The sequence below is a fragment of the Psychrobacter sp. Pi2-1 genome (assembly GCF_904846645.1).
Taxonomy (GTDB): Bacteria; Pseudomonadota; Gammaproteobacteria; order Pseudomonadales; family Moraxellaceae; genus Psychrobacter.
Genome location: NZ_CAJHBO010000007.1, coordinates 43,899 through 64,089, shown reverse-complemented (window position 1 = coordinate 64,089; position 20,191 = coordinate 43,899). Strand labels below are relative to the sequence as shown.

Sequence of the window (20,191 nt, the reverse complement as noted above, 5' to 3'; positions counted from 1 at the left end):
GCGAGTGACGTATGACACAAATTTTAAAACATTCGTTTGAGGCTGTGAGTCTGTTGACTACCAACAACGGTATGCTTGACGTTACTATTGTTCCAGCAGCTAACCAGCCGGACTGGATCATTCCAAGCAGCCTAATTTTGAGTGTGAATGAGTCCCAGCAGCAGGTTTCTAGATACGATTGGCAACAACAAGATTTGGCTGTATTTCATTTGCTACTGCAAGATCATGCTCCAGACAAAATGATTGTTTTGGAAGGTAATACGACTGATCACCGATTTGCCTTACAAACGGCAGGTGACTTGCGTCAGCTGCAAGCACGAATTTCTGAAGTGAAAGATGTAGAGACACCGGAACAATTTAGTGGTGCTAATATCGAAGGTAGGGAAGAGTATTTTGATAAAAATGACGTCTCATCCTACCTATATCAAACAGTGATGATTGATGACGAGCTATACTTAGTGCCAGATTTGGATAAAATTGCCCATCACCTGATTGATTCGGATAGCTAGATTCTTATCGTTATTTAAGGTATTCTCCATTCTATAAATAGTAAGCCAGTAATATTAATGACTTCATCTATTGAAGAGCATTAGCTGGCTTATAAAATCGATTAGAGATAATTCCTGATAAAGGTAGTAGAGTCACTCATGAATAATGCCAACTCGAATGTATCAAAGTGGTCGGTTAGTAGCCGTATTTTTCATTGGATTAGTGCAGCCTTACTGTTAACCATATGGATAATGATACTGCTATATGAGAATTTAGATAGTAATGTGTTTATTGGATACCATAAAGCGTTCGGCGTGAGCTTATTATTTTGGATGATTGCCCGAGTCATCAACCGCGTTTTTACTAAGGCACCACCACCGCTAGCCATGCCAAAATGGCAAACGCTCGTATCACAGCTGTCACATTTTGCTCTCTATGCCATACTGATTGCTATGCCACTGGTTGGCTTATTGATGGCAGTATATGGCGGTCGACCGGTTGATATTTTCGGTATCTTTCAGATCCCTGTATTCGTAACCCCAGATAGAAGCTTGGCTCGTTTTTACAATAACTTGCATACTGAGATTATTTGGCCAATGATTATTGGTTTTACGGTCTTGCATATAGCCGCCGCGCTATACCATCAGTTTATCAAGAAGGACAACCTTATTGCCCGTATGAAATAATCGATAAACATTAAAAGCCCCAAGTATCAAACTTGGGGCTTTTTTCATTCATTGTAGAAATACGTACTGTTAGAATGCTATTTCTTATGCTCAGGCAAATTGATATTCATCTCTAACACATCTAAGCTGTCTTCAGAACGATGGTTGATATTGACATCATCAATCTGCACACCGTTAACGTATTTGTTCACGACTTCTAAAATTTCACGTTTCATTTTTTCGATACGATCAACCGTTAGTCGATTGTTCAATCTGTTTTCGCTAGCAACGATAACTTTTAAACGCTCAGTTGCTAAATTTGCGCTACCTGCGTTACTGTTGTCGTCAGTACCAAATAGGCTACTCCAAAATCCTTTTTTCTTAGTCATCATTATCCCCCAAACCAGCGCTGTAATAGACTCTTTTTCTTCACGTCAATATGACGTAGTGGACGCTCTTCACCCAAGAAACGGGCGACAATGTCTTCATAACATTGACCAGCAACAGAGTCGGTATAATGAATAACTGGTTCGCCATGGTTGGACGCTTCGAGCACTGAATGGCTCTCAGGAACAACACCAAGTAGTGGAACTTTTAGGATATCGTTCGAGATAGTATCGATATCCATCATCTCATTGGCAGCCGCACGTTCAGGATTATAACGAGTGATAATCAAATGCTCGCGAACAGTCCCTTGGTTCTCTTCTACTTTTTTCGTCTGACTTTGCAGAATGCCGATGATTCTATCTGAGTCACGCACTGAAGAGATCTCAGGGTTGGTGACAATAATAGCTTCATCTGCATGATACATCGCTAGCTGTGCACCGCGCTCGATACCGGCAGGCGAGTCACAAATAATATAGTCAAACTGTTTAGAGAGCTCAGCCATTACCTCTGATACCCCTTCGTCTGTCAGTGCGTCTTTATCGCGTGTCTGACTGGCGGGCAGGATATATAAGTTTTCAAGCTGTTTGTCTTTGACAAGTGCTTGCGACAAACGCGCGTTTCCAGTGATGACATCAACGAAGTCATAAACAATTCTGTTTTCGCAACCCATGATTAAGTCTAGATTACGTAGACCTACATCAAAGTCGATAACAACCGTTTTATAGCCACGTAACGCCAAACCAGCGGCAAAAGAAGCACTTGTCGTGGTTTTACCCACACCGCCTTTACCTGAAGTGATTACAACTATCTTCGCCACAATGGCACACTCCTATGAATCAATGGGATATATTTTATATAAATAGCAAAATTACATGTTATTCACCTAACATATATACACTATCTTCGAAGCTAGCCTAGCATAAATAAACAAAAATTTATAGCAGCTCGATACTAAAGTAGAAAAACAACCTATGTATCGCTCAATTAGCCTCTCTGCGTGGTATTAGTAGGGCCATAGTCATGCTTTTTGGCTTGTCGAATAGAGCAGCTTAACTACCTTAGTTTTCTATAAAGTCACTTCACGGTGTATTATTTTTAATGGCGTCTTAAGCTTCATCCATCACGGTAAATACTAAGCCTTCGCCCTCTACAAATTTTACTTGTACCGACTTGTCGATGACATGCTCAGGTAAATTGTCTCGTAAGCAATAGGTTCCTGCTACTGACACCAATGACGGATTAAAGACTTGGCAGAATATACGGGCATCTTTATCCCCTGTTGCGCCTGCCACCAAACGCCCTTGTGCACGGCCATATACATGTAAGCTATTGTCAGTAATCGCTTCAGCGCCGCTATTGATACTACTGGTCAAAATTAAGTCGCCACCAACGTGATTGAGGCTCTGCCCTGAACGCAGCATTTGATCATAGATTAAGCTAGTAATATGCTGAGTGCTTACCAATGTCTCGGTTGGCATATTAGATAGTGTCGTTTCAGTAGCAGGTTCGCTCGTGGTAGAAGTATCATCGACGCTATTAGCACTAACGGTTTCGGCGTTGTTGTTCTCTGCTAATGGTTGAGTAGGGATGGAGGCTTTTTTACTTGGTAATATACGCTCAATACGCTTACCATCTGCTGGAAATATCGCTAAGCGCTGCTCACGTGCTTGCGCATCAAGCATACCTGTCACCACGCCAATAGGCTGCAATCCCCATGCCCATAACAGCTCTACTAGTGCTGATAAATCCTGCTCAACGTCACTATCAATAAGGATAGGGATATTGCTCGATTTATTACTGAGCGTTTCAGTTAGCTGAGCTTCTATAGCTGCTAGATCGCTTGTACTAAACTGTACGCGTGAAAACGTCAGCATCTTGCCGTAGAAAGCTAGCGCTGGTGCAGTCTGGTTATCGTTAGCTGAAACTGTCATATACAAACCCTTAAAAATAATTCTGTCACGGTATTATGTCTCTTATTACATCATGCTATTAGATAGCTAAACTATAGATTTAGCATATCTTGGTGCTTCCATTGCTGCACTTTTACTTGCGCTTCAAACGCAGTCAAACTGTCATCAATGATACTAGAAATTAAAGTATCTAGCGCTGTATTATTGGTATCTATTTGCGCAATACCGCTAGCAATTTCCATCATTAATATATCCAAGCGCTTAGGGTCTAAAAGTCGCTTGTTTAATGCATTTACGACATTCTCACCGATATTGTGCCCGACGTGATGTAGCTGTGACTCAATCAGGCTGCCCGCAATAGGTATCATGCGTAGATAGCGGCGCAACTCAGGAGTGTTGGCCAACCCTTCCTCAATAGCATTGCCCATTTCGCTCGCCAATATACTGCCGCCACCTGATGAGGCAGTCAGTTCTTGCAGCTTCGGTGCAAGCTCTGTACGCAGCACGGACAATACAGCTGCTTCAATCTCATTTCGATTTTTTGCAATGGTCGACTCGATGAATGATTTATGCGTGTCTGAACTGGTTAGCTCTTGTCGAAAGTTTTGTATCGCTGTCAAAATAACGCGATCGGAGAGCTCTTCTAACAGTAGGTCAATGTAGAATTTGATTCGGTTGATCCACGTCTGCGGCAGTACTTGGTAGCCAAGCTGATATAGACGTCGTCCAATAACCACCGCTCGCAGCAGTCGCAAAGCACGTAGCTGCGGAAAACAGCCTAATACTTCGTACCAATGAACGAATGGGAAAAAGAACCAGCGATAATAGACTTTTTGTTTGATGGCAATCGCCCAGCGCAATAGCAACTCAACGACCAAAAAGATAGTAAAAAATCCTCCAGCAGTACGTAGAGGATCATGTAGGGTTGTTTGATACCAATTGAGCGCTTCACTGATGGTTAGCCATTCTGCAGCATTACTACTAAAATTGCTCATCAAAATAGCGTCGATACTGATCAATAGCAGATCAATACTGATGGCAATAATCATGACAATATCGTAAGTGAGCTTAAAGCGACTCGGCTTTGGATGGTTCGGTTTTGGTGGCTCATCACTTATTGGATAAGGAGGCTGACTCAAAACAGATTCGGTAGCTAACGGCGAGCTAGTAGTAGAGGTGGGCACAGTCATACCTTATAAGTAATAAATGGCACAAAAAATGGGTCAGAATTCGATATTTACTACCATTTACTATCAAAGTAGACATCGAAAATCTATGAGTTCATGATTAGTCACATTATCAATGAATAAGGCTAAAAAACAACCCATCCTTGATTAAAATTTACTTATGATGCATGGCTGTTTTAACAGTAAACATCATAAGTAAGATATGACTATTGTGACATTTGTACCCGCAACTTTATTGCCCTATAACTTTTTATCTCGTGCTCGATACTTATTACATTAACGTTTGTTACATCGATATTTAGTACTTAGTACGCTTGCATAGACTGTGCTTGGTATTTGATAAGGTCTAACGGTCAGCCAATTTAGTATTGCTGAGCATTCTCATTAGGCATTTTACGTTTTAGGACTGGTTTCGAAATCTGCCAACATAGTGCTAATACGTTCATCTTTTTGACGCCACACCTGTTCAACCCAGTCGAACATTTGAGCTTTTGTATCTTCATCATTTTCGTAGCCACCTTGCTTGATACTTTCGAACAACGCATCTGGTATATCGATGTAGCGCAAGTCAACGCCCAAACGTTTAATATTGCCTTTCCAAAGGTCCCCGTAGCTTGGTACACCATCAGGATATACGATTGTCATGTCTAATATGCCATCGATATCTTCACCTAGTGCGCTGATAGCCAATGATAATCCGCCTGCACGAGGTTTCAACAAGTGCTTATAAGGCGATTTTTGCTGAGCTTGTTTGGCTTTGGTAAAACGAGTACCTTCCAAATAATTTAATAAGGTAAAAGGTTTATCTTTTAATAAGGCGCAGGCACGTTTGGCTTCTTCGATGTCTTTGCCTTTTAGCGCAGGGTTTTTGGCAATGGCTTCTTTTGAGTGTCGGCGCATCATTGGAAAATCTAAAAAGTAAAAAGCTTGACCAACGATAGGGATGTAGATCAGCTCAAACTTAGTAAAAAATCGCGTGAGTGGTAAACGTTTTTCGCCAATATACTGCACGATGCTAGTATCGACCCATGATTGGTGGTTGCTCACCAGTAGGTATTTACCATTGGTATGAATATCGTCGGGTAGACTGATACGCCAATCTTTGCGAGGCAACATATTGTCGATTAAGGCACTGTTGCTACTGATCCAGTGAGTAGCAATTTTGATAACGGCTTTGTCTGCAATAGAGGCGCCAGTAATGACCTTACCAACACCCATTAACCACAAAGGAATACTACCACCGAAGCTATTGGCGGCGATGACACCAGTAGCTGTTGCAAGCGACACAGCTTTGCCTAATTTAGGCGAACGTTTATGCATTTTTCGAATGGTAGATGTCAATCGCATGCTCAATCCTTTTCAGTCTATCTGATTAATAATAAGCCGTATGTCGCTGAATCTGTCCTAGTAAAATCAGGAATATTATGAACGTAAAGCTTTAAATCATGACTATTTAAAGCCGACAAATTTAGCAATATAATTTTAGCAGAAACATGTTGTAGTGTACGGTTGTAAACGTGACTAGTGGTAGCAAGGCGCGAAGATTTGACCTATAAAATCATTGAAATATAACCTGCATTTCTCATACAGAGGTATGACAAAATATTACACAGAGATAGGTTGTAGTTGCCATAATAATGGGGAATGTAGATAAGTACTTAAAAAAGATTAATGGACAATCTTTATAAAAAGCACGATTTTTTAAACTTAAGAGGAAATATTATGCGTAATACTTTAATGATTGCAGCAGTAGCATCAGGTCTAGCACTTAGCGGCTGTACAACAGATCCAAACACTGGACAACAGCGTCTAAACAAAGCTGCTCTAGGTGGTTTAGTTGGTGCAGCAGGTGGTGCAACTATTTCAAAAGCAACAGGCGGCGACAAAACTGGTCGTGATGCAGCTATCGGCGCAGCACTAGGTGCAGGCGTTGGTTACTACATGGAGCGTCAAGCTCGTCAACTTGAGCAGCAAATGGCTGGTACAGGCGTAACTGTTGAGCAGAACCCAACCACTGGTAACATTGATCTGGTTATGCCAGGTAGCATCACGTTCTCATTTGATGATGCAACCCTTAGCTCATCATTCAAGCCAACGCTTGATAAGCTTGCTTCAACGATGAACCAGTATAACCAAAACACAATTACTATCGCTGGTCACACTGATAGCAAAGGTTCAGCATCTTACAACATGGGTCTGTCACGTGATCGTGCTTATTCAGTTGCTAACTACTTAACAGCTCGCGGTGTTGCTTCAAACCGTGTAAACGTTGTTGCTTACGGTGAGTCACGTCCAATCGCAGACAACAACACTGAATATGGCCGTGGTCAAAACCGCCGTGTTGAGCTAACAGTTAACGCACCACAGAGCGTAAACTAATCAATAGCTATAACTAATAAATAGCTATATAGCTATTAAGTATGTGCTAGATATTTGAGCACATATATTTCAAAAAGAGTCAGCGATATGCTGGCTCTTTTTTTATGTTTTCAGTTTGAATAAAACATTGATTATTGATAGATATAGTTAATATTAAATTAAATATTGATAATGATTATCAATAACACTATAATTTGTCAGTGTTTGCTATTGATGCAATATTAAACGTCTTATCGTGCGCACTGAGAGTCAATGTGCATGGCTAAGATAGCCTGCTGTAACATGGCTTGATTATCAAAATAATTGAGGCTACTTAACCAAAACGAATTTTTTGCTATATTTCTTGAGGATATGTATGACGATTACCACAGTAACGAGCCGTAAGCTTTTACCAACTACTTTAGCTGTTGCACTTGCAGGATTGTTGATGGTGTCGGGCTGTACAAAGCAAGCCGATGAAGACACCAATGCTGCGACAGAAACGCAAACAGAAGTAGCAAACACAGAGACAGCTGATAATTCAGAGATGACTGCTGCCGAAAAAGCACATATTGATAGATTGATTATCAGTTATGCAAATATGGCACACGCCGCTTATAAAGATTCGTTGGACACGGCTAAAGCGCTACAAACTGCGGTAGAAACTTACGTGGCCACTCCAACACAAGAAAACCTTGATGCTGCAAAGGCTGCCTATAAAGCAGCACGTCAGCCATATTCACAAACTGAAATTTTCCGTTTTGATGAAGGCTTTGTGACTGCCAATGACAAACGTGCTATCAACAGCATCGATAGCTGGGAAGGGCAGATCAATGCTTGGCCACTTGATGAAGCATTGATTGATTATGTCGGTGACGACTATGAAGGCGAATATAACAGCCAAGAGAACATCATCAATAGCGACAGCATTACTGTGGGTAGTATCAAGCAAGATACCAGTACGATCACACCTGAGCTACTTGCAGAAATGAATGAAATCGGTGGTAGTGAAGCTAATGTAACGACTGGCTATCATGCGATTGAGTTTATGCTGTGGGGTCAAGACAACAATGGCGTAAAAGAAGGCGCAGGCAATCGCCCAGTCACTGACTATGCGACTGAAGCCGGACAGTGTACTAGTGGTGAGACCGTCAACGAAGATGCCGGTATCTGTGAGCGCCGCGGGGAATTCTTAACCGCTGCAACTCAACTATTGGTTGATGATTTGACCGCGATGGAAGCTCAGTGGCAGCCTGATACTGAGAATACTTTGCGTAGTGATTTGATAGCGCGCAAATATGACAATGGTCTGCGCCAAATTATGTATCAAATGGGCAGCTTAGCATTAGGTGAGTTGGCTTCTGAGCGTATGCAGGTTGCTTTTGTTACTGGCTCTACCGAAGATGAGCACGAATGCTTTAGTGATTTGACCCATTTAAGCTATGCCAATAATGCGCGCGGTATCCAAAACGTCTTTAATGGTAGCTATACAACAGTCGCTGGCAAGACAGTGGGCGGCTACGGTATCAAAGATTATCTAACGGATAACGGCCACACAGAAGCTGCTGATAAATTGGCTGCTGAGTTCAACAAAGTAGAAGGCGCGTTTAACGTTATCGTTGAAAAAGGCGAAAAAGACGGCATCAAGATTGACCAGATGATTGCAACTGTCGGTCAAGCCAGCCAAGAAGGTATCTCTGCTGAAGAGCAAAACGTCCGTCGTGGATGGGTTGAAGCTGGTATCACTAGCTTACAAGAGCTGACGGCCAGTATCGAAAACGCTGCAAAAGCCGTTGGTATCGATAATCTAGACGCAGATGCAGGGTCACAGTTTTAAGAAAAACTTAAGCTAGCGGCCCTTATTTAAAAGCTTTTCATTGGCTTTGCGACGTTTTATTAGTCGTTATAGGTCAGTAACTGCTGTTTATTGGATACTTAGATTAGATATAATACGTGCGTTGTCAGCCACCGTTGGCAACGCATTTTTATGAGCATTAAATAAGCCAATTGGCCGGTGTATCATTTCATTATATGTCGATAGGCAATGATTGTGCCGACATATAATGAGATGGTATGACAAAATTTTAATGGTTCTACTCTAGCGCTAAGGCAATTGATTTCTATGAACGCCAATTATGTTAAGCCCTCTGACTCTCCTCTTGCTACTCAAATCCTACGACATATACCTTCTAAGCTTGCGCTAATTATCGCCAGTGCAATGGCCATCAGTGCGTGTCAACCATCTGATAGCGCTTCTGACGACACTTCTAACAATGTTTCTGATAATACTTCAGAGCAGGCCTCAAGTAATGAAAGCAGCAGTGAAAACAGCCAATCGCTGTCATCCGAACATGCCAAAAATATAGAAGCATTGGCAGGCGTGCCGATGCAGCAACTGGTGAGCTTTGACCCTCAAGAGATCAAGCAGGGCGGTGACTCTGGTATTAGTATTAGCAGTGCTGAGAGCTACTCAAAACCCTCATCTAACCTAGCAGCTTCTCGTAAAGGGGCGTTCTTTATTGGTAATGCTTTCTTTAAGCAGCCATGGGTCGTTGCACCTGCTAGTACTGATAGTCGTGATGGACTGGGTGCATTATTTAATGTGGCTGCTTGCCAGTCTTGTCATGTCAAAGATGGGCGAGGTCATGCGCCGATGACTGCCGATGACGATGCTGATAGTTTGTTAATTCGTCTGTCTATGCCAGCGTCTACCGATGAGCAGCGCCAGCAGCTACAGGATTCGCTGATTGAAAAGATAGCTCATCCTATGTATGGCGGGCAGCTACAAGATCGCGGTATTCAAGGCGTGCCTGCTGAAGCGAGAATTGCGGTGCAGTGGACAGACAAACCAGTTACCTTTGCTGACGGATATGTCGAGACGCTACGTGCGCCAACGTTTAATTTGACCAAACCTGGTTACGGTGCTTTTGATGATGACATGATGGTATCACCGCGTGTGGCGCTACCGATGATTGGGCTTGGGCTGCTAGAGCAAATACCTGACGATGACATTAAAAAGCAAGCCAACGACGGTAGTAATGGTGATATCAGTGGTAAATTTAACTGGGTGATGGATCCGCAAACCGGTAAGCGTGCGCTTGGACGATTTGGCTGGAAAGCGGGTCAAACCAAGCTGATTACTCAGAACCAAAGTGCCTTTAACGAAGATATGGGTCTGACGTCGAACATCCGTCCTAACGAATCCTGTATGCCAACGCAGACCGCTTGCCTAAATGCGGCGACAGGCGCTGATGAACAGGGTAATGGTAAATCACCCGTTGAAGTAAACGATGAGGTTGCTAAATTTGTAGAGTTTTATACTCGAAATCTAGCAGTGCCGCATCGCCGTAATGCAGATGATAAGCTTGTGTTAGCTGGCAAAAAGCGTTTTTATGATATGGGCTGTCAAAGCTGCCATACGCCAAGATATCAGTTGCCAAAAACCGACGATGATCATCTTGAGCAGCACGGACAAGTGATTTATCCTTACACAGATTTGCTATTGCATGATATGGGTGATGCTCTCGCTGATCGTACCATCGCAGGTAAGCTACCACCAAAAGACGCTCAAGTTGAATTTTTAGCCAATTCTTATGAATGGCGCACGCCCGCACTTTGGGGCGTGGGACTTGCGCAAACGGTCGATCCACAAGCGACGTTTTTACATGATGGACGCGCTCGTACGCTGATGGAAGCGGTTCTTTGGCACGGCGGAGAAGCCGAAAAGCAACAGCAACAAGTATTGAAATTAGACAAGCAAGGTCGCGCCGAGCTAAATGCGTTCCTAAAGTCGCTATAATAAGGTCACTGTAATACAGTCACTATTAGAAGGTCAGCATAAAAACACTATAAATCACTACTTATAACATTACCGAGAAATCTATGAAAATAAATCACGCTTTGGCGATGGCGCTATCTGCATTGAGTGCCGGGCTGCTGATCAGCTGTGTCAAACCTGCCGACGACAACAAGTCTGCAGAAGTGGATAGTCAAGAAGTTGCACAGAATAACTCGACTGCTGACAGCTCAGCAGAAAGCAGCAAGGAAAGCACTGAGCAGATCGTTGCAGTAGATATCAGCCCTGAGACTGCAAAAACGTATTTGACGCATGTGGCAGACGATATCGTGATTCCTGCGTATGCTGATGCAGCAAAGCAAAGCGATCTGTTAAACGAGCTAGCGCAGAAGCATTGTACCCAAGCTCCAGTAAGTGGCGATGAGCTACAAGCATTACGTGCGCAGTGGCTAGTATTGGCACAAGCATGGTCAAGTGCTGAGATGGTCAACTTTGGTCCTGCGACCGCTAGTATGAGCAATCTATACATTAACTACTACCCTGACGAGCGCGGACTCGTACATAGTGGCGTGGCTGATTTAATCGCTGCCAATCCAAAACTAACGCCAGAGCAGCTTGCTGGCGAGAGCGCGATCGTACAAGGTGTGCCAGGGTTGGAAGAAGCTTTGTTTGCCAATGAAAGTTTAGACACTGGTCAGTGTGCTTATGTGATTAGTGCCAGTAGTGCGTTAAGCACACGTTTAAAAGACATCGAGAAAAACTGGCAGCAAAACGCGACTGATTTATTGGCGATAGACAAAACAGCAGAGAGCGATAGAGGTCTAAATCAATGGATTAACTCTCTACTGTCATTAATTGAGACTATGAAGTCTAACGCTATTGATCAGCCACTCGGTCTGACAGGTAAAGCAAAAGGGCATTTGCCTGCTGCTACTGCTGGTCAAAGTCGCGCTATCATCAATGCTAAGTTAGATACGATTAATAAAGCCATGACTGACCCAGTACTGACAGCTATTCTTGGCAGCAATGACGAAAACAAAGTTTCGGATAATCTATCGACTGCATTGGCTGACACGACTGCATTATTAGCACAAATGCCAGAAGATTTATCAGAAGCTAGTAAGGACGATCAACAAGCGTTATACGATCATCTGACTGATGTCACTCGTCTTATTAAACGCCAGTTAATCCCAGCACTTGGTATCCGCGTGGGCTTTAACAGCACTGATGGCGATTAGACAATGTCTACTATCGAAGCGGGTACAGCAGTGTCAGTAGCCCAGACTCATGACCAGTTAAATAGGTCTAATCTGTCTAGGAGAACTTCGTCAACTCATGAGCTTTTGACGACTTCAGTGCTGACAGTAGTTGGCACGGCAGCATTAGTTGGTATTCATCATCGTTATCGTAAGCAGCAGTATCCAGATGCCAGTCTGCAAGATTATGTAGATGGTATTTGTACGCAACTGCAGGTATTACGAGCTGGTCCTGATTCAATGCCGAAACTTTCGCGCTTGCGTTATGCTTGTGAGCAAGCAGCGGCAACATGGAAACAGGCTTATCACGCTGTAGATGACGATAAGCGTGATGCACCTGACTTTGCTGTCATGCATACGACAACGATGCTGGCACGACCAGTCAGTTGGGTCAGTGGCGTCGCATCTATGCCAAAAGGTCAGGCTACATCAAGCCAGAATGAGCACGACTTTGGTGTGGTAGGTATTGATGCTGACAGACAAATCGTTTGGCAGACGACTATGCCTGAGCGTGTCCACGACATCGTTGTTCAGCCTCTGCCTGTCAATATATATGAAGCTCAAACTCAGCATAGCAATGTGGATCAAAGACGTGATGTCGTCGTTATGGGTCGCCGTCCAAGCGAAAAATTCTGGGTACTTAATACGTCAAATGGGCAAGTACAACATGCGATTACAGCTGATGTAAACCGTCACTTTTATGGTCATGCTTGCTACAGTTTAGATGGCAGCTTGCTCTATGTAACTGAGAACGACACAGTGAGTTTGGCAGGTAAAATTGGTATCTATGATGCCAATGACGCTTATCAAAAGGTAGCAGAGTTTGACTCATATGGTATCGGCCCACATGAACTGATTATGCATCCTGATAGCGAAACGCTCGTCATTGCAAACGGTGGTATCAAAACCGAGCAGGCCTCACGCGAAGAGCTAAATCTAGATACCATGCGACCCTCACTGGTTTATTTGAATCGTCACGATGGCACACTGCTCGAGCAAGTGACTCCAGAGCATAATCAGATGAGTGTGCGTCATTTAGCCATGCACGACGATGGTACAGTGATGATCGGTATACAGTTTCAAGGTGAAAGACATATCAATGTCCCATTGGTATTTACCCATAAACGTGGTGATGCCAGTTTTACACCACTCACTATGCCAAACAATCAATGGCAACGTTTTCACCAATATATCGCTAGCGTAGCGGTAGATAGTGAGCGCAACTTACTGTGTGTGACCACGCCGATTGGTGGCTGTGCGGCGATTTATGATTTATATACTCGCGAGCTGATTGATGATGTAAGTCTGCCAGATTGTGCAGGGGCTTCGGTGTTAGCTAATTCTAGTGCTTCAATGAGTAAAATTGATAAACATGCCGAGCCAACAGGATTTATCGTCAGTGATGGTCAAGGTCAGTTAACAGCGCTAAGGGTAAATGCTTTACCAGAAGTAAAATTGGACGTAAACGACATCGAACCTCATAAGCGGATTATCAAAGACAGTCAACTGCATATGATGTCGTTTGACAACCACTTACAAGCGTTATAATAAGTGACGCTAAGCAAGAGCGACAGACGAACAGGCATGACTATTAATAACGACTATCACTAGAATGACAGTAATAGTCAGCCAAGGAGGTAGAGCATTAGCTTAGACACCAATTTAGTTACTGTCAGACAGCAGCTTGCACAGGTAGGCATCAAGCTACACATCAGTAAAAAGCGTGTTAAAAATATCAATTTTCGCTTAAAGCCTTATACGTTGATGGTCTCTGCACCGATGCATGTCAGCGCATCACAAATATTGCATGCTGTGGCTAAACGGGTGCCATGGGCTATTGAACATCACCCGCAAGTATTAGAACAATATAGACGTAGACACAATACGTCATCAGACTTTTTAACTGCTAATAATTCAGTTTTATTATGGGGTGCAGGGCAGTCATTTACGCTTAGTCCCGATCAAAAAATCACCTATTATCGGCAACAACTCTCTGGAGTCACACCTGCACTATTTGATAAGTGGCAGCCAATCGTTGGCGCTTATGCCAATGAAATACGATTGAAAAAAATGCACACACGTTGGGGCAGTTGCAACACGCGTGCAAAACGAATTTGGCTGTCGGTTTATCTTCCTACTTATCCTATCGAATGCACCGAATACGTAATCGTTCATGAGCTGTGCCACTTGCATCATGCCAACCATAGCCGTGCGTTTTGGCAAACCGTTGCCACAGCGATGCCAGATTACCAGCAATGGCATAATATCCTAGCGGGCAAGACAGGGCAGCTGGATTAAACGTATCATCTAACTAACTATCTAACTATCTAACTAATTAGCTAAATAGTTCTAGTAAGCACCTCGATATCATCTGCGTAACTTTCATTATGCTGAGCACCTAGTCCTATTTTTATCATCATTTTTTAAAATAGGGACACGTCTGAATAAGCCTGATATGATAAGTAATAACGGTGCAAATCGTGTCGTTTAATCAGCAGGTTTATATACAGGGATGTTATATGGAAAACGTCAACCAAGCGGAGTTTTGGCAGCAGCGTTATGAGAAGAACAGCATCGGTTGGGATATGGGGCAGGTATCACCACCGCTAAAAGCTTATATCGACCAGCTACCTAAGAGTGCAAAAAATCAGGCGATACTAGTGCCAGGTGCAGGTAACGCCTATGAAGTGGGCTATCTATATGAGCAAGGTTTTACCAATGTCACGCTGGTTGATTTTGCCCCTGCACCGATTGAGACGTTTGCAGAGCGCTATCCTAGTTTCCCCTCTGAGCATTTGGTCTGTGCAGATTTTTTTAGCTTATCAGCTGAGCAGTATCAATTTGATTGGATACTTGAGCAGACGTTTTTTTGTGCGATTAATCCATCACGCCGTGATGAATACGTGCAGCAGATGGCAAAGCTGCTAAAACCACAAGGCAAATTAGTTGGGTTGTTATTCGACACGGATTTTGGACGGGAAGAGCCACCATTCGGCGGCAGCAAGGAAGAGTACAAACAACGTTTTCAAAGTCATTTTGATATCGATATTATGCAGCCCAGCTATAATTCACATCCAGCACGGCAGGGTAGTGAGCTATTTATAAAGCTGCGAGCGAAGCAAGCTCGTACTTGATATTATCTCGAGCTTGCGTTTCTAATTGATTACAGTAATGGTCAGTCAGATAGAGTTTGGGATGTGCTAGTAATCCTTGTAACACTGCAGTGCGCCCATCACGGTAGCTGTCATCGGCGACGTGTGCATATTCTTGACGTATCGCCTTTGCATACTGCCTGTAGGTAGGCCAAGGCGCGCCCAAGATACTCAAATCCATATCTAACAGATACGCAGCATCATTATATTTGTCACTGTCTACCAACGTATCTATCTTATGATTAGCCGTCATCATAATGAGAGCGTGGATCTGTCGGCATTGCTCTGGACTGAGATAAGGACTTAAGGCATCTGTCGCAAAATCTGCACTTTTTAACTCGTTATCGGAGCGTGTTGGGTCATATATCACATCATGATAGTACAGTGCCAATGCAGTGATATGCGGCTCAGCAAGATAGTGTTTAATATTCTCAAACTGTACCAATAACTGCTCAATGTGATTGAGTGTATGATAAGCACGTTGTAGTTCGCCATAGCGCGTCACGATATCCTGCCAAAGCCTATCTATTTGCTTTGGCGAGATATCACTGGTCATAGTTGACAAATGCTGTGCAAAATACTTGCCAAGCACATCATGCTTATTTGAGACAGTTTTCATATGTCGTTTTTCACTATGACCGTGGTAAAAATGGTTTGATTATTCTTTATTAGCTACTGCGTCTTTAAATGCTTTGTTAAATACATCACCTAGCAAGCTAACATCATCGACACGCGCATAGTTCAGACGGGTGACAAAGGCAATATGGCGATGCGGCCCGTCTTCAGCCAATGGTATGGCGACGGCATTTTGATTCTGCAGGTGCAGCTGATCGAGTGCCATTTCAGGCACGAGCGTTGTGCCCATATTGGCAAGCGCCATTTGAATCAAAGTATTTAAACTGGCATCTGAGAAGCTTGACTTCATCTGGGCACGGTCAAAATGACAAACAGACAGGGTCTGGTCAGTTAGGCAATGTCCTTCACCAAGTAGCATGAGGTTGGCAGTTGCCAGTTCGTCAGCATTGATGGTATCAAGCTTGGCATGTATGTCATCTTTTGGAAATACAGCAAAGAAGTCTTCACTCCAAAACTCAAAACTGTGTAGCCCATCTACCGCATACGGCAGCGCAATAATAGCGGTGTCGATATGACCGTAGCGTACTTGCTCAAGCAACCGCTCTGTCTGTTGTTCGACGATGGTCATACGGAACTCTGGATATTGTGCACGCAGCGCAGGCAGTACTTTTGGCAGCAAATAAGGCGCAATCGTCGGAATGATACCGACAGTCATGGGATAGGCAAGCGGCGTCTGATGGCTATGAGCACGCGTGGTCAAATCACTCACTTCAGAAAACACTCGCTGCGCCCGCGTAAGGATGTCTTGACCGATAGGGGTAATCAATACCTGTTTATTATTACGCTCAAAAATCTGAGTATCTAGCTGTTTTTCTAATTCTGCGATACCCAAACTCAGTGCAGACTGCGAGATATTGCAATCCTCAGCAGCACGTTTAAAATGACGATGTTTGGCGACGGCTAGGGCAAACTCAAGTTGTCGTAAAGTAATCATAAAACCTCTCTTTTAATGGGTTTTTAATGCAAATTATTATGTTTAGTCAACCTTTATAAGGTAGCAAATTACCAATTAAGCACCAATGATAAAATGTAGAGATAATAGTTTAACAAGTTTAATAAAACAAAACATCACATTAAAAACTTTTAACTGGATTAACCATAGAATTCGCGTATAGTTTGTCAGGTAGCCCAGAGAGCTAGAGGGCTAATTGAAAAAACCATATAAATAATTTCCAATTTACTTAACTATAGAGGAGCCAACCATGGCGTCTATTATCAATCAAGAAATCCCAGAATTTTCAGCAGATGCATACGTAAACGGTGAGTTCAAAACCATCACTTCAGAAGACGTAAAAGGCAACTGGGCGATTTTCCTATTTTACCCAGCTGATTTCACGTTTGTTTGCCCAACTGAATTAGAAGACATGGCCGCTCATTATGACGAGCTAAAAGGCCTTGGTGTTGAAGTATACTCAGTATCTACTGACACGCATTTCACGCACAAAGCATGGCATGATTCTTCAGAAGCTATCGGTAAAGTACAGTATCCAATGATCGGCGATCCTACTGGTAAAATCACTCGTGGCTTCAACGTCATGATTGAAGAAGCAGGCTTGGCTGAGCGCGGTACGTTCTTAGTAGATCCTGATGGCTTGATCCAAGTCGCTGAAATCCATGCTGGCGGTATCGGCCGTAGTGCAAAAGACATGCTACGCAAAGTGAAAGCAGCACAGTATGTTCGTGAAAACGACGGCGAAGTTTGCCCAGCAGCTTGGGAACAAGGCGGCGACACATTGAAGCCAAGTCTTGACCTAGTTGGTAAAATCTAAGTAGGCATTTCATACTTAGATAAAAGTAGCGCTGTATCTTAAACATCTGATTTAAGTCAGTGTTACAAATAAAGACCCCATTGACATAAGTTGATGGGGTCTTTTTACGTCTTAAGCATAGGTATTGTTAGTATTATTTTTTCAGCATATCTCTAAGTATAGACGCAACATTAAGCGCGAGACTGTGCTTTATTTTTATCAATGGTTTTATAAATCTCGTCTTTAAGCTGTAGCTTTCGTCGTTTCATCTGTTCGATTTCTTCGTCGCGACTGGCATGCTTGACCACATCGTTTTCAAGCTTATTGATTTGCCTATCTAGAGTCGTATGCTCGTCGAAGATACTCGCAAAATGCGTGTCCTTTTGCTTAAGCTCATCGATAATATCACTGTGATCTTGCCATGTGTCTGTCATTGTCATGTTGTCATCCTTGTTATTTAGTGCAAGCTTAGAATAAGCGTAAGCACGTTATGGTTAAGACGCTTATGATGGTGAGACTTTGTTTGGAAGGGGTGAAAGTTTAATGGTAATAAAGATAGTTATTTCACGATATTGATAATGCATATTGCTATCAATACCATTCGATTGTAGCGAAAAAATAGACCATGTACCATCACTATCATTTGTTTGTGTATTTGTATTTAATTATTTAAAACAATAAACGATTGGTTTTATAAAACATAAAGTTTGAGTTTCTCAGCTTGCCGAAATTCGCTAAACGCTTGATAATAGACACATCAAAGGGCAAGAGCCCACTATATATAATCTTTTATACAAAATTATTAACACCAACTATTTTATATTTAGACGCGTAGCATGACAGCTGCCGTTACATATTCAGTCATAATGAGGAACAAACATGATAGATCAGAATTTATTAGATGCCGTTAAAAGCTATAGCGAAAATATGACACGTCCAATTACCTTTGTATTGGGTAATGGTACGCATGCAAAACGTGCAGAATTAGTAGATTTTTTGACTAAGATTGCTGGAACGACAGACAAAATCAACTTCGATGCAGAAGCAACTGACGATAGTTTGCCTAGTGCGATTAGTTTCAAAGTAGTCAGTCACATTGATGGCGCATCAGTTGATACTGGTATCGTATTCAGCGGTATCCCAGGTGGTCATGAGTTTACGTCATTGATTTTGGCGATTCTGCAAGCGGGTGGTCATACGCTAAAGTTGGATGAAGGCATCCAAAAGTTAGTTAAGCGCTTTAATAAGCCGCTACAGTTCCAGACCTACGTGTCATTGTCATGCCATAGCTGCCCAGAAGTCGTTCAAGCATTGAACCAATTCGCGCTATTAAACGATGGTATCAGCAATGAGATGATCGATGGGGCATTGTTCCAAGAGCAAGTAGAAGCGAATAAAATCCAAGGTGTACCAGCTGTATTTTTGAATGGTAAGCCATTTGCTAACGGCCTAATCGACACTGCTAAATTGATTGGAAAACTGCAAGAGCAGTTCCCTGACTTATTGTCAGAAGTAGAAGACGATGCTGAACAATTAGAGCAGCAAGATGTCACTATCATCGGTGCTGGCCCTGCAGGTGTGGCCGCTGCCATTTATACAGCGCGTAAAGGCTTGAAAGTTACAATGGTCGCTGACCGTATCGGTGGACAAGTAAAAGACACGCAAGATATCGAAAACTTGATTTCAGTACCGCTAACCAACGGTACAGATTTATCGACCAACTTTGTTAAGCACTTGGCTGAATACAACATCACATTAAAAGAGCATGTGAGCGTTAAAGAAATTGGCGAGACTGAAGAAGAGAACTACAGTATCCATCTAAATACTGGTGAGACGTTTAATACTCGTAGTATTATCTTAGCGACAGGTGCGCAGTGGAGAAAGCTTGGTGTACCGGGCGAAGAAGAGAATATCGGTAAAGGCGTGGCTTTCTGTGCGCATTGTGATGGCCCATTCTTTAAAGGTAAAGACATCTCAGTAATCGGCGGCGGTAACTCAGGCGTTGAGGCAGCATTGGACCTGGCAGGTATCGTTAATCACGTTACTGTACTCGAGTTCGCTGATGAGTTAAAAGCTGACCAAGTACTGATCAATAAAGCGAAAGAGAAGACCAACATTGAGTTCATTACCGGTGCAGCGACACAAGAGATCAAAGCGACTGAGGGCAAAGTATCGTCTATCGTCTACCAAGATCGCAGCACAGGTGAGACTCATGAGCGTGATTTATCAGGGGTGTTTGTACAGATTGGTTTAGTACCAAACACTGGATTCATCAAAGGCTTCGTTGATCTAAACCGCTTTGGTGAGATCGAAATCGATGAGCGCTGCCGTACAGATCGTAAAGGTATCTTCGCTTGTGGTGATGTAACCACCGTGCCATTTAAGCAAATTAACATTGCGATGGGTGAAGGTAGTAAAGCGGCATTGTCAGCGTTTGAATACTTGGTCATGCAGTAAGCTGTTCAGTTTAGTTTCAGTATAAAAGGCCACCTCGGTTGAGGTGGTTTTTTTATGCTGTCGCATAAATACTTCTCTATAGAACAAATCCTAATATTTAGGAAATAGCCACTTGCGTGAGCTAATAATGCGACTTCACTCAGAAAATAT

Annotated in this window: 19 protein-coding genes; 11 read left to right on the top strand and 8 right to left on the bottom strand. The window is 42.9% G+C overall.

Translation table 11 applies throughout. From position 1 onward, the window contains the following. The first annotated feature begins 11 nt into the window (after positions 1 to 11). Entirely contained in the window at positions 12 to 509 is a 498-nt protein-coding gene (locus tag JMX91_RS05885) for a hypothetical protein (protein ID WP_201548093.1), read from the top strand. A gap of 138 nt (positions 510 to 647) precedes the next feature. Further along, positions 648 to 1,175: a cytochrome b gene (locus JMX91_RS05880; RefSeq protein ID WP_201548092.1), complete on the top strand. Its 528-nt coding sequence runs from the start codon at positions 648 to 650 to the stop codon at positions 1,173 to 1,175. Positions 1,176 to 1,252: 77 nt separating this feature from the next. On the opposite strand, the gene minE is transcribed toward JMX91_RS05880, so the two are convergent. The 5 genes from minE to JMX91_RS05855 form a co-directional block, all read right to left on the bottom strand. Next, positions 1,253 to 1,543, bottom strand: coding sequence for a cell division topological specificity factor MinE (gene minE, locus JMX91_RS05875; protein ID WP_057762631.1), 291 nt, complete (start codon positions 1,541 to 1,543; stop codon positions 1,253 to 1,255). A gap of 2 nt (positions 1,544 to 1,545) precedes the next feature. Further along, positions 1,546 to 2,358 carry a septum site-determining protein MinD gene (gene minD / locus JMX91_RS05870; protein WP_057761560.1) on the bottom strand — a complete coding sequence of 271 codons (813 nt, stop codon included), beginning with the start codon at positions 2,356 to 2,358 and terminating at the stop codon, positions 1,546 to 1,548. 289 nt (positions 2,359 to 2,647) lie between these two features. Continuing rightward, the gene (minC, locus tag JMX91_RS05865; RefSeq protein WP_201548091.1) at positions 2,648 to 3,472 is read right to left on the bottom strand and encodes a septum site-determining protein MinC; all 825 of its coding nucleotides are present in this window, start codon (positions 3,470 to 3,472) and stop codon (positions 2,648 to 2,650) included. Positions 3,473 to 3,543: 71 nt separating this feature from the next. Next, a complete protein-coding gene (locus JMX91_RS05860; RefSeq protein WP_224737783.1) occupies positions 3,544 to 4,641 on the bottom strand; it encodes a hypothetical protein in 1,098 nt (365 codons plus the stop codon). Between the two features lie 390 nt (positions 4,642 to 5,031). Continuing rightward, complete coding sequence (locus JMX91_RS05855) at positions 5,032 to 5,985, bottom strand: acyltransferase (RefSeq protein ID WP_201548090.1); 954 nt, start codon at positions 5,983 to 5,985, stop codon at positions 5,032 to 5,034. Between the two features lie 375 nt (positions 5,986 to 6,360). Between JMX91_RS05855 and JMX91_RS05850 the strand changes: the two genes are divergently transcribed. From JMX91_RS05850 to JMX91_RS05820, 7 genes are all read left to right on the top strand, one after another. Beyond that, positions 6,361 to 7,017, top strand: a complete 657-nt coding sequence (locus JMX91_RS05850) for an OmpA family protein (RefSeq protein ID WP_057761553.1) — start codon at positions 6,361 to 6,363, stop codon at positions 7,015 to 7,017. 355 nt (positions 7,018 to 7,372) lie between these two features. Continuing rightward, positions 7,373 to 8,833 (top strand): imelysin family protein, encoded by a 1,461-nt coding sequence (locus JMX91_RS05845; protein ID WP_201548089.1) that lies wholly within the window; start codon positions 7,373 to 7,375, stop codon positions 8,831 to 8,833. A gap of 285 nt (positions 8,834 to 9,118) precedes the next feature. Then, positions 9,119 to 10,795 (top strand): di-heme oxidoredictase family protein, encoded by a 1,677-nt coding sequence (locus tag JMX91_RS05840; protein WP_413786778.1) that lies wholly within the window; start codon positions 9,119 to 9,121, stop codon positions 10,793 to 10,795. A gap of 83 nt (positions 10,796 to 10,878) precedes the next feature. Further along, positions 10,879 to 12,030: an imelysin family protein gene (locus JMX91_RS05835; RefSeq protein ID WP_201548088.1), complete on the top strand. Its 1,152-nt coding sequence runs from the start codon at positions 10,879 to 10,881 to the stop codon at positions 12,028 to 12,030. Between the two features lie 3 nt (positions 12,031 to 12,033). Further along, positions 12,034 to 13,596: a DUF1513 domain-containing protein gene (locus tag JMX91_RS05830; RefSeq protein ID WP_201548087.1), complete on the top strand. Its 1,563-nt coding sequence runs from the start codon at positions 12,034 to 12,036 to the stop codon at positions 13,594 to 13,596. Between the two features lie 216 nt (positions 13,597 to 13,812). Beyond that, complete coding sequence (locus JMX91_RS05825) at positions 13,813 to 14,346, top strand: M48 family metallopeptidase (protein ID WP_320157587.1); 534 nt, start codon at positions 13,813 to 13,815, stop codon at positions 14,344 to 14,346. A 221-nt stretch (positions 14,347 to 14,567) separates the two neighbouring features. Next, on the top strand, positions 14,568 to 15,182 hold the full coding sequence (locus tag JMX91_RS05820; protein ID WP_201548086.1) for a methyltransferase domain-containing protein: 615 nt from the start codon (positions 14,568 to 14,570) through the stop codon (positions 15,180 to 15,182). Here JMX91_RS05820 and JMX91_RS05815 read toward each other — a convergent pair. Next, positions 15,148 to 15,819, bottom strand: coding sequence for a hypothetical protein (locus JMX91_RS05815; RefSeq protein ID WP_201548085.1), 672 nt, complete (start codon positions 15,817 to 15,819; stop codon positions 15,148 to 15,150). The two genes, JMX91_RS05820 and JMX91_RS05815, sit on opposite strands and share 35 nt — an antisense overlap. A gap of 39 nt (positions 15,820 to 15,858) precedes the next feature. Then, a complete protein-coding gene (locus JMX91_RS05810; RefSeq protein WP_057761536.1) occupies positions 15,859 to 16,770 on the bottom strand; it encodes a hydrogen peroxide-inducible genes activator in 912 nt (303 codons plus the stop codon). 268 nt (positions 16,771 to 17,038) lie between these two features. Between JMX91_RS05810 and ahpC the strand changes: the two genes are divergently transcribed. After that, a complete protein-coding gene (gene ahpC / locus JMX91_RS05805; protein WP_057761534.1) occupies positions 17,039 to 17,605 on the top strand; it encodes an alkyl hydroperoxide reductase subunit C in 567 nt (188 codons plus the stop codon). Positions 17,606 to 17,775: 170 nt separating this feature from the next. Here ahpC and JMX91_RS05800 read toward each other — a convergent pair whose 3' ends face one another. After that, entirely contained in the window at positions 17,776 to 18,024 is a 249-nt protein-coding gene (locus JMX91_RS05800) for a YdcH family protein (protein ID WP_057761532.1), read from the bottom strand. Positions 18,025 to 18,463: 439 nt separating this feature from the next. Between JMX91_RS05800 and ahpF the strand changes: the two genes are divergently transcribed. Further along, complete coding sequence (gene ahpF / locus JMX91_RS05795; protein WP_201548084.1) at positions 18,464 to 20,041, top strand: alkyl hydroperoxide reductase subunit F; 1,578 nt, start codon at positions 18,464 to 18,466, stop codon at positions 20,039 to 20,041. The last annotated feature ends 150 nt before the right edge of the window (positions 20,042 to 20,191 follow it).